Origin of the sequence: Blautia acetigignens (assembly GCF_025566865.1) — a bacterium.
In the GTDB taxonomy this organism is placed as follows: domain Bacteria; phylum Bacillota; class Clostridia; order Lachnospirales; family Lachnospiraceae; genus Blautia_A; species Blautia_A acetigignens.
The window spans coordinates 489,616-505,154 of record NZ_JAOQJM010000001.1 but is presented as its reverse complement, the minus strand read 5'-3'; the positions used below and the strand labels follow the sequence as shown (position 1 = coordinate 505,154).

Below are 15,539 nucleotides of genomic sequence, written 5' to 3'. Positions count from 1 at the left end.
AGGTAACATTTTTTTATATGAGAAAGTTAGATGAAACTAATTACTGAAGGAGATAAGCTATGATGTTTTATGAAAGAGGAGACAAAAGTAAGAAAAGCAGCGGAAGAAAGTGGACAGTGTAATATGAGAACAGTAACAACAGAGGACAATCCATATAAGGTTGCTGGAGATATACTTTTTGCGTCTTCGGAAGTGGAATCGGATTTCAGAAGTGTTGATTTATATGGATCTTCTGTCCGGAGAAAAAAAGAAGATGCTATATGTTCAAGATTTCATCTTGAGAATGAAAGTGGTACAGGAGATATCGCCGTATATCAGACATTTCCAGGAATGGAGCTGGTCTATAATGATATGCATATGGAATATTGTAATAAGATGCAGAGTCCACGTCCTGGATTTATTGAAATTAATTATTGTCGGGAGGGGCGGTGTGAGTGTGCGTTTGGAGAGAGTAGTTATTGCTATATGGCAGCGGGAAATTTATCCATTTGTACCTTGCATAAAAAATCACATACATCAACATTTCCTACTTCCCATTATCATGGGATAACGATAACGATTGAGTTGGAAGAAATTACAGATGAGATGAGAAGAATCTTGAAACTTCTTTCTATTAATCTTACCCGAATTTCAGAGTTTGCAGGAAAACAGGATTTTTATATGGTTCGTGCAAATGAAACTGTCCAACATATATTTTCGGAATTATATACTGTTCAGGAACATATAAAGCCTAGTTATATCAGAATAAAGCTTCTGGAGCTTTTATTGATACTAACAGAAATGGATTTTGACAGGATTAAGAACGACTATGTTTATTTCTCAAAATCGCAAAGGAACTGTACCAGACAGATTCATGATTTTATTGTAGGACATATCAAAGAACATTATACAATTGAGGAGTTGGCAGAGCGTTTTGAAATATCACCTACGGCAATGAAACGTTGTTTTAAGGGAATGTATGGTGCACCTGTTTATGCGTATCTCCGGACTTATCGTTTACAAATTGCTGAAAAATTATTACGGGAGGGGAATTTATCTGTAGGTGAAATCGCAACAGAAATCGGATATACAAATCCCAATAAATTTACTTCGGCATTTCGAGGTGAATATGGAATGACACCAACGGAGTATAAAAAGAATGTCTGATTGGATAGAAACTAGTCTGCCAGGTCATTGAGTTTCATATTAGTACCAGATAAAATATGTATTGGTTAGATAAGACTGACTAATGCATATTTTTTATTTAGGAGGATTATAATGAAACAGAGAAAATTATTAACAGGTTTGTTTTTAGCAGCAACTTTGTCTATTTCTTTATTGACGGGATGTGGAAATACAAGCAGTAGCACATCTGAAACAAAGCAAACAGAAAACAGTGCTACAGAAGAACAGACTACAAGCGTACAGAAGGAAAGTGAAACTGATGAGAATCAGGATGCAGCAGATCAGCTTTTATGCGATCTGAAAGGTACTTATCAGGAACTGTGGCCGGTTATTCTGGCAGATGAATACGATCAGCTGTGGCTCGATGACAGTGCTGCAATTGTAGGAGAGGATAATGCTCAGGCGGCTGTTGAAAAAATGTCTTCTATGGTAACTGGAACAGTCACCGGTGAAGAGGCAGTGGAAACCTACAAGGATGGAAATATGGCATACGACTGTGAATTTTTACAGAATATAGATCAGTTCACGTTTGACGGAACAACAATATCTGGTGTGGATGAAGAGGGGAATGATGTATTCAGTCATTCTTATCATTACGTAGGTATGGAAGAAACGCGTGGTCTGTACATCTACGAAAGTGATGATGCTGATTCCGGCGAGTTTACCTATTTCTGTATCGCTCCGGATACGATGAAAACTACATGGCACATTGAGTTCAGATATGGAAGTGACCTGGATGCATTGGAAAAATATGATGCAGGTGAATATGCTTATTGGCTGGCAGCAGGAATTTCTGTTGACTATACGAAAGCCGATGTTGAGAACTGTATACAGTTATTCTGTAAAGAGAATCTGTCTGAATAGTGAAAATAAATTTGAGTCGGTGGAAATCGGAGAGATTCTGATGCCACCGGCTTTTTGAGGAGGATATAAGGTCATGAGCAAAAAGAAAAATGCCGAGTTATCCCGGATGTGGGGATTTGCAGGGAAACGTCATTGGTTGACTATTGCCAGCTGCATTCTGGCAGGAATATCCACGGTGCTTTCTATTATTCCATTTGTCTGTATCTGGTTTGTGATTCGGGATATCTTGTATGCGATGAAAAAGGGAGATTTGTCACTGGCAGCTTCCAGTGGGCATTATGCGTGGCTTGCAGTAGCATTTTCGTTACTTAGTATTTTATTATATTTTGTAGCATTATGTTGTTCGCATCTGGCAGCATTTCGTACAGCTACCAATATGAAAAAAGAGGCAATGCACCATATTGTCACGTTACCGCTTGGATATTTCAGTCAGAATGCCAGTGGCAGACTTCGGAAAATTATTGATGACAATGCTGGACTGACCGAAGGGTTTCTGGCACATCAGTTGCCGGATCTGACCGGTGCAGTTGTTATGCCGGTTGCAGTCATCAGTTTGTTGTTTGTCTTTGACTGGAGACTTGGAATCTGTTGTTTGATTCCACTGGCAATCAGTGTATTTTTCTTAAAGAAAATGATGGGTGGAGATAATGCCGATTTTATGTCGGGATACATGACCGCACTGGAAAATATGAATAAAGAAGCGGTAGAATTCGTTCGTGGAATCCCGGTTGTAAAGGTATTCCAGCAAACCATTTACTCATTCAAAAACTTTCATGCAGCGATTGAAGAATACAAAAAATATGCCAGTGGATATGCAATCTGCTGTCGTATCCCATTGACGGGATTTAACATTACTTTAAATGGAACTTTTATTTTGCTGATCCCGACTGCACTGATGCTTTTTTCGGCAGCAAGTGGACAGGCGGATCGTCAGAAACTGTTTTTAGATTTCCTGTTTTACAGTCTGTTTACGCCAGTTTGTACAACAATGATGAATCGAATCATGTTTGCAAGCGAACAGTTAATGGCGGCAAAAAGTGCAGTAAGCAGAATAGAAGCAATTTTGCAGGAAAAACCGCTTAAAGAATCAAATACACAAAAACAGCCAAAGGATGCTTCTGTTGTATTCGAGGATGTTTCTTTTACTTATCCAGGTGCTAAGAAAAAAGCATTGTATCATGTAAGCTTCGAAGTCCCTGATGGTAAGAAAATTGCATTAGTCGGAGCTTCCGGTAGTGGCAAATCTACAGCGGCCAGTCTGATTCCACGTTTTTATGATGTGCAGGAAGGAGACGTTTTAGTGGGTGGTGTGGATGTTCGTGAGATTGCTAAAAATGACCTCATGGATCAGATTGCATTTGTGTTCCAGAACACCCGTCTTTTCAATGATACCTTACTTAAAAATATCAGAGCTTCCAGGCCAGATGCCACACGTGAAGAAGTGATGAGAGCGGCAGAAGCAGCACAATGTCAGGATATCATAGAGAGACTTCCAAATGGTTTGGATACTATAGTTGGAAGTGGAGGAACCTATCTGTCGGGTGGTGAAAATCAGCGGATTGCATTAGCACGTGCAATTCTGAAAGATGCACCAATTATTATACTTGATGAAGCGACAGCTTTTGCAGATGCGGAAAATGAGCATCAGATCCAGCTTGCCTTTGAAGGACTGACCAGCGGAAAAACAGTACTTATGATTGCACATCGTCTGTCCACGATTCAGGATGCAGATATGATTCTGGTCTTTGGTGATGGAAAAATAATAGAACGAGGCAATCATGATGAATTGCTGAAACAGAATGGTGCCTACGCATCCATGTGGAAAGAATATCAGACACAGATTATCTGGAAGGTTGGAACGACTGTGAGAAAGGAGGAAAATCATGATTAACAGATTACAGAAAAAATACGCTCTGAGTGTCCAGGGTGCAAAGGATCTTTTTAAAGCAATTGTTTATTCTGTACTGGCAAATATCAGTCTGATGCTCCCGGTTGCCCTACTTGCAATAGTATTAAATACGATGCTTCCTATGGCTCTTGGAATGGAAGAAAAAGTGGCAGGATTTGCAGGATATACAGTTGTTGGAATTATCATTTTAGTGATTATTTTTGTCCTTCATTATCTGCAGTATACAAAAGCCTATATTGGTACCTATGAGGAAAGTGAACGTAGACGCATTACACTTGCAGAAAAGCTCAGGACGTTACCGCTTGGATTTTTCCATGAACGTGACCTTGCTGATCTGACAAGTACAATTATGGGCGACTGTGCCAGTTTTGAGCATGCGTTTTCCCATACAGTTCCGCAATTTTTTGGAGCACTTATTTCTACAAGTATTGTGTGTCTGGTACTTCTTGTTATGAACTGGAAAATGGGAATTGCTCTTTTGTGGGTTGCACCGGTGGCATTTGCAATTGTTCTTCTTTCACGCAAGTGGCAGGAACTGCTTGCAAAGAAATATATGACAACAAGAATTGATCTGTCAGAAGGAATACAGGAATGTCTGGAAACGGTACAGGATATTAAGGCATGTAATCAGGAGAAAACTTATCTGGAGAAACTGGATGCGAAATTGGATGCAGCAGAAAAAGCGCAGATTTCCAGTGAAATGGTCAGTGCGAGTCTTCTTACAACCGGTCAGATGGTCTTACGGCTTGGACTGGCAACGGTTATTGTTGTGGGAAGTTCGCTGATTTTAAAGGAAAAAATTGATCTGTTTACTTATATTCTATATTTGATCGCAGCCTCCCGTCTGTATGATCCACTTTCTGGAGCTATGGCGAATATGGCAGAACTTTTTGGTGTGAATTTACAGGTAAAACGCTTGAAAGAAATCCAGGAATATCCGTTAGAAAATGGGCAGACAGAGTATCACACCAAAGGATATGATGTGATTTTTGACCATGTGAAGTTTTCTTATGAAACAGGAAAAACAGTTTTAAAAGATGTATCTTTTACTGCAAAACAGGGACAGGTGACTGCATTAGTAGGACCATCCGGCGGTGGTAAGAGCACCATAGCAAAACTGGCAGCTAAATTCTATGACGTGGATGGTGGGAAAATTACACTTGGTGGTGCAGATATCGCAAAAATTGATCCGGTCGCATTGATGAAAGATTTTTCGATTGTTTTTCAGGATGTTGTTCTTTTCAATAATACAATTATGGAAAATATCCGTGTCGGACGAAAAGGTGCAAGTGATGAGGATGTTATTGCTGCAGCAAAGGCTGCAAAATGTCATGATTTTATCGAAAAATTGCCGCAGGGTTATCAGACGGTAATCGGAGAAAATGGTTCTACGCTTTCTGGCGGGGAGTGCCAACGTCTTTCCATTGCCCGTGCACTTTTAAAAGATGCACCTGTTATTTTACTGGATGAAGCAACTGCTTCTTTAGATGTGGACAGTGAAACACAGATACAGGAAGCGATATCTGAACTAGTCAGTGGGAAGACAGTTCTGGTAATCGCTCATAGGATGAGAACGATTGAAGCAGCGGATCAGATCGTTGTTCTGGATAAAGGTGTTGTGGCAGAAAAAGGAAACCATGATACGCTTATGAAGAAAAATGGTCTATATCGTAAGCTGGTTGATCTGCAGACGGAAGCAGCAAATTGGAAACTTAGTGTATAGAACAAAAGGCACTGAAAACCATAGAATTATTGGTTTGCAGTGCCTTTTTTGAGCAAGGAGAAAAAATACAGTGAATTTAAGTTTTGCTAAGTTTCACTAAATTCTATTCGTTTGATTTCCGCCACTGTTTTGAGGATTTCCGTTTTCCACAATCATCACAAGTCTGTGGCCAGTTAATTTTCCATTCAAAATATTCATCTCTGGTAATCGCACCAGATTTCAGTTCTTCTTTTCTAAGAGTCCATTCTTTCAGAAAATCGTTGAGAACTCTATAATTAAACCACATACCAACAGGCGAATGTGCAGGCCAGCTATCAGAATCATGGTAGCGGATAGCGGCATCGTCACTGGAATTTGATTTTTCACCTGGATATGTCTCTAGTTGAAAGAGATTAATCATGCCGGGATTAAATTCATCAATCCAGAACAGAATTTCCATCAGTTCAGAGGCGTCCATCGTGGTTGGCTCATGTAGTGTCAGTGGGTTTACGTCCAGAATCTTAGCCATTTCAGTTACCAGATCTTTGCGGGGAACCCGGTAATTCGTTTCATATTGGGCAAGACGATTTGCACCTTTATCGCCCCAACCGAGGGCAGCACCAAGTTCTGCCTGTGTCATATTCCGGAATGTCCGGATTTTTTTTATTTTATCACCGATTGTCATATCAGATTTCCCACTTTCTTTTTGATAAATCCATTTTACTACCAAAAACAGTGAATGTAAACAGAAAGATTCGCATTGAAGCGAACAAAACACTTGACATTCGCATGAATGCGAATTAAAATGACAGTACGATAAAGGTTCGCATGAAAGCGAATGTACAGATGAGGATAAATACTTTTTGCAAATTATTGCAAAATGAGGTTGGTAAAATCCTTCTGTCAGGCTTTATTAGTGAGAGGATTTTTTTGAAGTGAACAACATTTTGGTGTTTCCAGGCTGTAATAAGTGAAAGGATATTCAAAAAAACTCTTTTGCACCTTGAAAATTACATGAGCTGTATAATCTGATCTCACAGATGCCATAACCCTGTAAATGATTTTATGGGCGAGCGTCGAAGATACTCCGGAAACGACTGGTAGGCTTGCGAAGAAGCTGGCAGTATTCAGAAATACTCTGATAGAGGTTGACTGTGACGTTGACAACGGGTTATACAAATGGAAGCCAACACGCCGAACAGAATATGCAATGCCATAGTAATAGATAAAATTTGAGAACAAAATGTGAAAGGTAAGGTGATGTGATTGAGAAAATTGTAGGTATAGGACGACTTATACAAAGAATATGTTGGAAAAGAGGTGAGCATCATGGTGAATCAGTCAGTGATAGATTCCAGTGTTAATCTGGAGCAGTTAAAGGACATTGAAGATTTAATTCCTGATATGGATAAAGCTATTTCTGAAAAAGTGGAAACTTTTCTGGATAAATCTGGCGATCAGCCGTATGCTCACATGAATGAAGGGTATGTGGTGATTGTGGAGATGACAGGAGAAATGGATGCTACAGATGCTATTAGTGATTATCTAAGAAAAAGAACGGAGTTGATGTATTAGATGCAAGTCTTGAAAAAATATCTTGCGAAGCTACAGATGTTATGTTAATGTGAGGTCAGGGAAAATGAACGTGATACATGGTTTCTGACTTCAAATTCAATGGAATAAGTAAGTTGGGAGCGATGTAAAATGGAACAAATGCAAATGAATATGCCAGATATATACGATGCTGCATTGTATCTTCGCTTATCGAAAGATGACGTGGAAGAGGGCGATGCGAAGTCAGAGAGCAACAGCATTGCAAATCAGAGAGAGTTACTTCGGAGCTTTGTAAAAAGCCAGCCGGATATTCAGATCTTTGATATATATGTGGATGACGGATACTCAGGAGGAAATTTTGACCGACCTGAGTTTAAACGAATGACAACTGATATAGAAGCTGGAAAAGTAAACTGTGTGATTGTAAAAGACTTATCCAGATTCGGAAGAGAATATATAGAAGCCGGGCGATGGATCGAAAAGACCTACCCGGCTTTAAATGTGCGTTTTATTTCAGTTACAGACCAGTTTGACAGTAAAACAGCAGATTTTTCAGAGAAGTCATTTGTAGTTCCAATCAAAAATTTTGTAAATGAAAGCTATTGCCGAGACATTTCCGGTAAAGTGCGAAGCCATCAGAAAATCAAACGTGAGAAAGGTGAATTTATTGGAGCATTTGCACCGTATGGTTACTGCAAAGATCCGGAGAATAAGAACTGTCTGGTGATTGATTCTTATGCAGCGGATATTGTAAGAAAAATATTTTCATGGAAAATTGATGGGTTCAGTCTTGGAGCAATCGCAGAAAAACTGAATGTACGTCATGTGCAGTCGCCAAAAGAATATAAAAAGGCAAATGGTGAAAATTACAATTCCGGATTCCATAGTTCAGATACACCAAAATGGTCGGCAGTGCAGATTAAAAGGATTCTGACTAACGAGGTTTACATTGGAAACATGGTACAGGGCAAGCAGGAACGAATCAGCTATAAAGTAAAGCAACGTCTGGATAAGCCAGAATCAGAGTGGGTGAAAGTAGAAAATACGCATTCGGCGATTATCCGGCAGAATGATTTTGATGTGGTGCAAAAGTTACTTCAGTATGATGGCAGAGCATCGAAAACATCGGACAGTGCAAACCTTTTTTCGGGTTTTGTATTTTGTGGAGATTGCCATACACCGATGATACGCAGGGTAAATCAATATAAGGGGAAGAAAAAAGCCTTTTATATTTGCCAGACAAAAAATAAAGGTGGAGATTGCACTAGACATAGTATTCCGGAAGAGGTGCTGAAAAGGATTGTATTGAAAGAGATTCAGGCATATACGGCACTTTTCGTAGACTATCAGATGATTATGGAAGAACTTTGTGAGATGCAAGTCAGTTACGATCAGGTAATTGGTTATGATACGCAGATTAGTAAGTTGCAGGAAGAATATAACCGTTATCACAGCCTGAAAGCATCTTTGGGTGATGACTTGAAAGAGGGACTGATCAGTAAAGAGGAGTTCGATGATTTTCGGGAAAGTTACGGAAGAAAATGTGAAGAACTGGAGCAGATGATTGAAAATCAGAAAAAGCTGGTGAAGCAAATGTTTGAGGGTGGAGTGTCTGCAACTGTTCAGTTGGAGGACTGGAAGAAATCACTGGAAATCAAAGAACTGGATCGCACATTGCTGGCACTGACCGTAGATAAAATTTATATTTATGAAAATAAGCAAATTAAAATTCACATCCGTTATCAGGATATGATTGAGAAAATGAAAGTCATAAGACGGTTTTATGCGGAACACCGGACAGAGTGCAGGAAAGAGGCGAGATAAATGGCAAGGACAGCAAAAAGATATAAGAAAAACACAGAGAAGAAAGTTCTTGGGATTCCGGTATGTATGGCTGCAATTTATGCCAGATTATCCGTAGACAGTGATGAAAAAAAGTCAGAATCTATTGAAACACAGGTTACGCTGATAAAAGAGTTCATTCAGAAGCACAATGAAAATCCAGACAGAGAGTATGAAATTGCTGTATATGACATTTATTCTGATCTGGGAAAAACTGGAACAAATTTTGACAGACCGGGATTTGAACGGATGATGAATGATGTCAGGGCAGGTAAAATAAATTGTATTCTGGTAAAGGATTTCTCACGATTTGGAAGAAATTACATCGAAACTGGTAACTATCTGGAAAAGATTCTTCCTTTTATGAAAGTACGGTTTATTTCTGTATGTGACAACTATGATTCATTTGCACCGGATGCCAAGAATCAGGAATTATCCATGAATATCAAGAATCTGGTGAATGATGCTTATGCGAAAGACATTTCCGCAAAAGAACGTGCAGCGAAACGTATTGCACAGAAAAATGGTGAGTATGTGGGATCTACAGCTCCATACGGATATTGTGTGGAAAAGATAAATGAAATTTATAAGTTGATTGTGGAACCAGAAGCTGCAAAGATTGTCCGCAGGATTTTTGAAGAGTATGCTTCAGGAGATGGGATACAGAGCATTATTGACAGGCTGTTTGAGGATGGAGTACATCGTATTTCAGACTATAACCAATATCATCATGTGTACTGTAAGGACGGAGAAAAGCTTCATCAGTGGGGAAATTCTTCGATACGTGCGGTGTTGAACCGAAATAATTATTATGGTGATCTGGTTCAGAGAAAATACGAATCAAGATTTCAAAGAGGGGAAAAATGGTGTGACATACTGGATGAAAGTCAGTGGATTATTACGCCAAATGCCCATGAAGCGATTATCAGTCGAGAATTGTTTGACAAAGCACAGGTCAGGTTAAAAGCAGCACAACAGAAAGCAGCAAAAACTACAGCAGGATGGGAAGAGGATGAAAGAGCATTTTACAATGTATTCTATTGTGGAGATTGTAAGCGAAAAATGTGCACACGCAGATACGGAAATGATGTGCTTTACTTTTGCAATGCTGCCCAGTATCGGGATGAAAGGAAATGTAGTCATAAATCTATTTCCGAAGGAAAACTGCAGAAAATTGTCCGTTCGGAGCTGACCAGACAGTTTCAGTTATCCGACTTACGGAAAAAGGATATGTCTGCTATAAGCAGTGCAGTCTTTCTTGCCAAAATCAAAGAAATTCAAGCAGAGATCAGGAAACTGGATGCAGATATGGAAAAACGTTCAGAAAAACTGGCACAGGCATTCATGCAATATAAAGAGGGTGAACTTTCCAAAGAAGCCTATATAGAAATGAAAGATGACCGTAATAACTGGAAAGCATTCTGCGAAGAGAGAAAGAGAACTCTGGAGCATACCATACAAAAGCTGGAAAAACAGCAGAAAGAAGAAGCCAGATTTTTACGAAGTCTGCTGGAACTGGATGGGACAACCAGAATCAATGCGGAACTTGCGGAGAGCTTGATTGAAAGTATGTATCTATATGGTGATGGCAGACTGGAAATCAACTTCGGGTTTAAGGGGGCGGTAGAACATGAGTGATCAGAAACTGATTATTGGATATTATCGTCTTTCCATGGAAGATGATTCAGAGGGAGAAAGTAACAGCATTATCAATCAGAGAAAACTGGTAAAAGATTATATTTCCAATATCCCGGAACTGGCTTCTATGCCATTTCAGGAGTTCTACGACGACGGGTATTCTGGTTCCAGTATGGATCGTCCGGCAATTAAGCAGGTTTTGGAATTTGCCAGAGAGAACAAAGTACAGTGTATTGTGGTAAAAGATTTTTCACGTTTTGCCAGAAACTATATTGAGATGGGAACTTATCTGGAACAGATTTTTCCATTCCTGGGAGTACGATTCATTTCTATCTCAGACCGATATGATTCTAAAGATTATAAGGGAAAGAGTTCGGATATTGAAGTACAGTTTAAAGGACTGATAGCAGATTTTTATGTGAAAGACCAGTCCGTAAAGGTAAAAGCGGCAGTCAGTACCAGACGAGGAAAAGGTGAGTATTGCTGTGGCTCTGCACCGTATGGGTATCGAATCAATCCTGAAAATAAGAAAGAACTGGTGATTGTAGAGGACGAAGCGGAAGTGATTCGCAGAGTATTTGAACTGACCAATCAGCGATATTCCAAGATGGAGATTTGTAAGTTATTCAATGAAGAGGGTGTATTGACTCCCTTGCAGTCTATGAGCAGACGGCAGAAATCAGACAGCAAGAAAGCTGCATCAAGAGGATTGCAGTGGACGAGTGATATGATACGGAAGATTGTGGATGATAAGACTTATATAGGCTGTATGGTCTATGGAAAGACAAAGATTCCAGATCCCGGAACAGGGAAAGAAGTACCAGTGCCGAGAAATCAGTGGAAAGTGATGGAAAATCACCATGAGCCGATCGTATCAAAAGAAGTTTTTGAAAAAGCACAGTCCCTGCAGATCAGATACACAAAGAAAAGTAAATTTGACAGGGAAACAACACTGTTAGGTGGCTATGTGAAGTGTGGAAATTGTCGCAGAAGTCTGACTTCAAGCAGTCCGGTTCATGGTCATATCCTTTATAGCTGTGCTTACAGTAAAGGAAAAGAAGATACAGGATGTTTTGCAGGGAAAGCTGATAACAAAATGCTGGAGTATATCGTACTGGCAGAAATAAAGGCATATTTACGTCAAAATATTAGTCAGGAACAGATGCAGCAATCTATGAGAAAACAGCATGAGGACAGCATAGAAGCCTATAAGACGGAAAATGCAGATTGTGAAAAACGTCAGGAGCAGATAAAAATTCAAAACCGTCAGAACTATGAGAAATATCACGAAGGACAGATGAATCAGAAACAGTTCATGGAATCCAGGAAGCAGTTGGAAGAAGAAAGAGAACGACTGCAGAAACGTGTACAGGAACTGGAAGAACTGATAAATGGTGAGAAAGAAATCCTGATGAAAAAGAATGTTCCAGTGGAGCAGATGTTGAAGTATTTAGGCTATGAAAAGCTGACACGAGAGATGCTGGAAGAATACGTGCAGGGAATATATGTATATGATGACGGGAGAGTGGAGGTAGAGTGGAAATCATTGACTTGATTTGTAGCAATAATGTAACGTCCACTACTACTGAACTTGTAGCAATGACGTTACATCCTCCCTGCTGATTTTGTGACAATTATATAACGTCCTCTATACAGAAATATGCGGTTTTAAGCCATTTCGGTGGCAAAAAAGCCGCATATTTTTTGTGGCAATGACTTGACATCCTCGGGAGCATTATGTACAGCGCAAAGTCTCCCTGAAATATGAAAAATGCAAAATTATTACAACTATTATCAGAGGAAAATGATATAATAAGTGTTGTAAAACTAGTACAGTGAATACTAAGTAACCGCTATATTGACTTGCCTGATTTTGAATTTCGAAAAACCAAATACCAAAACTGGATGTGAGGATAACAAAAATGGGAATTATTAATATAATTTCAGATAGAAAAAATATAACTTTGAATTCGGATGTGATTCTTTATATTATAATGAACGGAAAAATTGCGGAGATTCATATTGTCGGAGGAAAAGTATACCAGACGCGTATTGCGTTGAAAAATCTGGAAGGACTATTGAAGGAAGATTTTGTAAAAGTACATAGAGGCTGTATTGTATCAGTAAAAGCTATTCACGAAGTGACAGATATGGTAAATCTCAGCAATGGAGAAGAATTGCCATATACTGTTCGCAAGAAAAAACAAATAGTGACTGAGATTCAGGAAAAGCAGAAAAAAATGATTAATGCTTTGGGAAAAAAAGGTATTCCTGCTACGAAAGAAGAATATTGCCGTCATTATAGTTCTTTTGAATATCTGCCCATTGCATTTACGGACATAGAAATGGTATTTAATGAAGAAAGCCATGCGGTAGACTGGATTTTCCGTTACGCAAATCAGGAACTTGCCAAATTAGAAAAGCTTTCACTGGATCAGCTGCTTGGAAAATCTTTTGGAAGTCTGTTTGCCAATATGGACCCGAAATGGCTGCGAAGTTATGAACGTTCGGCACTTTATGGAGAAGTACTGGAACTTATGGATTATAGCCCGGAAGTAGACAGAAACCTGAAAGTAATTTGTTTTCCTACTTTTAAGGGTCATTGTGGCTGTATCTTGTTTGATCTGGATACGATTAAGGCAGTTGACAGTAGTAACAATATCCATAAAATGTGGAATACATACCTGAAAAATCGTACAAAATAACTAAAAAATATGTCGTTTTAAGCCGTTTGGATGTCGTTTTGTTCCATGTTTATTGACTGGAATAAAACGATATTATATTATATTATTTATATATTAAGTAACTTCTACTTATATTTTCCAAGATTTACAGTAAAGAAGACTTGAGCTTTTTATAAGGAAGGGGGCAAAATATCATGAAAAGAAAAAAAGTAATTACTTTGATTACTGTTGCATTGGCATTTACCATGACTGTTTGTGGTAGCTCGACCGCAATTACAGCATCAGAATTAACAGCGGAAAGTAAACCAGCCACCCAGTATACGATTGATGCAAATCAGGAAGTTTATGCGTTGCTGGATTTCGAGGATACTGCGGAGTTTGAGAATGCTACAAAGGGGCAGATCGCTTCTCCGGATACTTTGGATATTTATGATGAGAACGGAAAGCTTGTATGGAGTCAGACGGCATATGCTTTTCTGGATCAGGACGCTCCGGATACAGCGAATCCCAGTCTTTGGAGAAACACACAGCTGAATCATATTTATGGTCTTTTTGAAGTAACCGATGGAATTTATCAGGTGCGTGGCTATGATATGTCCAATGTCACATTCATAAAAGGTGATACAGGATGGATTGTAGTAGATCCATTGATGAGTGTAGAGTGTGCACAAGCGGCTCTTGCCTTGGTGGAAGAGAATCTGGGCACTTTTCCTGTAAAGGCAGTGATTTACAGCCATTCCCATGTTGATCATTTCGGTGGAGTCAAGGGAATTGTTTCGGAAGAAGAGGTACAAGCCGGCAATGTGCAGGTAATTGCACCGGAAGGCTTTGAGAAGCATGCTGTCAGCGAGAATATTTATGCAGGTACTGCTATGGGACGAAGAGCAAGTTACCAGTATGGAACAATGCTTGAGGGTGGTGAAACAGGATCCCTTGCCATTGGTATTGGTATGGGACAGTCCAAGGGCAAAACAAGTTATATTTCTCCTACACTTGAAATCACACAAACTGGTGAGAAGCATACCATTGACGGAGTGGAAATTGAATTTCAGCTTACTCCGGGTACCGAAGCACCGGCAGAGATGAACTTCTGGATTGAATCGAAAAATGCTTTGTGGATGGCCGAAAACTGTACAGGAACGCTCCACAATCTGTATACACTCCGCGGAGCCCAGGTGCGTGACGGAAACGCATGGGCAGAGTACATCATGGAATCTCTGGCTCTCTATGGTGATAAGGCAGATGTGGTATTCCAGTCCCATAACTGGCCACATTGGGGAAATGATACCATTCAGGAATATATGACCAATACTGCAGCTGTATATAAGTTTATTAACGACCAGACACTGCTCTACATTAATGAAGGTTATACGGAAACAGAGATTGCCAATATGATCCAGCTTCCGGAGGAACTGGAGAAAGTCTGGTATACCCGTCAGTATTACGGTACAGTTTCTCATAATTCGAAGGCAGTATATGAGAAATATATGGGCTGGTATGACGGTAATCCCGTCCATCTTGCTGAACTTACACCATCGGATTATGCCCAAAAGCTGGTAGAATATTTCGGTGATACAGATGCGGTTCTTGAAAAAGCAAAAGAAGATTTTGCAAAGGGAGAATATCAGTGGGTTGCCCAGATTACCAATACGCTGGTTTTTGCTGATCCGGAAAATACGGATGCACGTTATCTGTGTGCGGATGCATTGGAGCAATTGGGATATCAGGCAGAATCAGGTCCATGGCGCAGTGCTTACCTTTGTGCTGCACAGGAACTGCGAAATGGTACAAATACCGATGATGCAACGCGAAGCAGCGGTAACGGTGATGTTTTCTCACATATGACACCGGATATGATTCTGGATTATCTGGGAATTCTTGTAGATACGACGAAGATTCCAGATCTGACCTTTACAGCAAATCTTATATTGCCGGAAGGTAATTATGTACTCCGTGTGAAAAATGGTGTACTTCTTTATCAGAAGGATACACAGGATGCGGATGCAGATGTAACATGGACTACCAAACGTGCCGGACTGTTGTCTGTTGTTCAGAAAAACGCAGAGAATGTTGCTGCTTTGATTCAGCAGGAGGGTGATGAGACCTGCCTGACACGATTGATGGATGCAGTTACGGTTACGTCAGACTATAAATATTTTAATATTATTGAACCATAAAGTTT

General features: G+C 39.7%; 11 protein-coding genes. 10 read left to right on the top strand and 1 reads right to left on the bottom strand.

Annotated elements, in window-relative coordinates; translation table 11 throughout:
* Window positions 1-69 precede the first annotated feature (69 nt).
* From OCV70_RS02270 to OCV70_RS02255, 4 genes are all read left to right on the top strand, one after another.
* A complete protein-coding gene (locus OCV70_RS02270; RefSeq protein WP_252197818.1) occupies window positions 70-1,146 on the top strand; it encodes a helix-turn-helix domain-containing protein in 1,077 nt (358 codons plus the stop codon).
* A gap of 111 nt (window positions 1,147-1,257) precedes the next feature.
* Window positions 1,258-2,028 carry a hypothetical protein gene (locus OCV70_RS02265; RefSeq protein WP_215708118.1) on the top strand — a complete coding sequence of 257 codons (771 nt, stop codon included), beginning with the start codon at window positions 1,258-1,260 and terminating at the stop codon, window positions 2,026-2,028.
* Between the two features lie 73 nt (window positions 2,029-2,101).
* Window positions 2,102-3,919, top strand: a complete 1,818-nt coding sequence (locus OCV70_RS02260) for an ABC transporter ATP-binding protein (protein WP_262579121.1) — start codon at window positions 2,102-2,104, stop codon at window positions 3,917-3,919.
* Window positions 3,912-5,660 (top strand): ABC transporter ATP-binding protein, encoded by a 1,749-nt coding sequence (locus OCV70_RS02255; protein WP_019162562.1) that lies wholly within the window; start codon window positions 3,912-3,914, stop codon window positions 5,658-5,660. The genes OCV70_RS02260 and OCV70_RS02255 overlap by 8 nt, the downstream gene beginning before the upstream one ends.
* A 103-nt stretch (window positions 5,661-5,763) precedes the next feature.
* On the opposite strand, the gene OCV70_RS02250 is transcribed toward OCV70_RS02255, so the two are convergent.
* Window positions 5,764-6,324: a helix-turn-helix domain-containing protein gene (locus tag OCV70_RS02250; RefSeq protein ID WP_215708116.1), complete on the bottom strand. Its 561-nt coding sequence runs from the start codon at window positions 6,322-6,324 to the stop codon at window positions 5,764-5,766.
* A gap of 644 nt (window positions 6,325-6,968) precedes the next feature.
* Between OCV70_RS02250 and OCV70_RS02245 the strand changes: the two genes are divergently transcribed.
* The 6 genes from OCV70_RS02245 to OCV70_RS02220 all read left to right on the top strand — a co-directional run bounded on the left by OCV70_RS02245 (window position 6,969) and on the right by OCV70_RS02220 (window position 15,534).
* Window positions 6,969-7,214, top strand: a complete 246-nt coding sequence (locus OCV70_RS02245; RefSeq protein ID WP_173907272.1) for a DUF6870 family protein — start codon at window positions 6,969-6,971, stop codon at window positions 7,212-7,214.
* A 129-nt stretch (window positions 7,215-7,343) separates the two neighbouring features.
* A complete protein-coding gene (locus OCV70_RS02240; protein ID WP_262579119.1) occupies window positions 7,344-9,017 on the top strand; it encodes a recombinase family protein in 1,674 nt (557 codons plus the stop codon).
* Entirely contained in the window at window positions 9,018-10,673 is a 1,656-nt protein-coding gene (locus OCV70_RS02235; RefSeq protein WP_215708115.1) for a recombinase family protein, read from the top strand.
* Window positions 10,666-12,228 (top strand): recombinase family protein, encoded by a 1,563-nt coding sequence (locus tag OCV70_RS02230; protein ID WP_215708114.1) that lies wholly within the window; start codon window positions 10,666-10,668, stop codon window positions 12,226-12,228. Before OCV70_RS02235 ends, OCV70_RS02230 begins: the two co-directional genes overlap by 8 nt.
* Before the next feature lie 367 nt (window positions 12,229-12,595).
* Window positions 12,596-13,378, top strand: a complete 783-nt coding sequence (locus tag OCV70_RS02225; RefSeq protein ID WP_173765673.1) for a LytTR family DNA-binding domain-containing protein — start codon at window positions 12,596-12,598, stop codon at window positions 13,376-13,378.
* 173 nt (window positions 13,379-13,551) lie between these two features.
* A complete protein-coding gene (locus OCV70_RS02220) occupies window positions 13,552-15,534 on the top strand; it encodes an alkyl/aryl-sulfatase (RefSeq protein ID WP_262579117.1) in 1,983 nt (660 codons plus the stop codon).
* Window positions 15,535-15,539: the final 5 nt, after the last annotated feature.

What these genes read in the sequence shown, in the direction of transcription:
- OCV70_RS02255 (WP_019162562.1), top strand. Translation starts at nt 3,912, where the DNA reads ATGATTAACAGATTACAGAAAAAATACGCTCTGAGTGTCCAGGGTGCA.
- OCV70_RS02265 (WP_215708118.1), top strand. Translation starts at nt 1,258, where the DNA reads ATGAAACAGAGAAAATTATTAACAGGTTTGTTTTTAGCAGCAACTTTG.
- OCV70_RS02245 (WP_173907272.1), top strand. Translation starts at nt 6,969, where the DNA reads ATGGTGAATCAGTCAGTGATAGATTCCAGTGTTAATCTGGAGCAGTTA.
- OCV70_RS02225 (WP_173765673.1), top strand. Translation starts at nt 12,596, where the DNA reads ATGGGAATTATTAATATAATTTCAGATAGAAAAAATATAACTTTGAAT.
- OCV70_RS02230 (WP_215708114.1), top strand. Translation starts at nt 10,666, where the DNA reads ATGAGTGATCAGAAACTGATTATTGGATATTATCGTCTTTCCATGGAA.
- OCV70_RS02250 (WP_215708116.1), bottom strand. Translation starts at nt 6,324, where the DNA reads ATGACAATCGGTGATAAAATAAAAAAAATCCGGACATTCCGGAATATG.
- OCV70_RS02220 (WP_262579117.1), top strand. Translation starts at nt 13,552, where the DNA reads ATGAAAAGAAAAAAAGTAATTACTTTGATTACTGTTGCATTGGCATTT.
- OCV70_RS02270 (WP_252197818.1), top strand. Translation starts at nt 70, where the DNA reads ATGAAAGAGGAGACAAAAGTAAGAAAAGCAGCGGAAGAAAGTGGACAG.
- OCV70_RS02260 (WP_262579121.1), top strand. Translation starts at nt 2,102, where the DNA reads ATGAGCAAAAAGAAAAATGCCGAGTTATCCCGGATGTGGGGATTTGCA.
- OCV70_RS02240 (WP_262579119.1), top strand. Translation starts at nt 7,344, where the DNA reads ATGGAACAAATGCAAATGAATATGCCAGATATATACGATGCTGCATTG.
- OCV70_RS02235 (WP_215708115.1), top strand. Translation starts at nt 9,018, where the DNA reads ATGGCAAGGACAGCAAAAAGATATAAGAAAAACACAGAGAAGAAAGTT.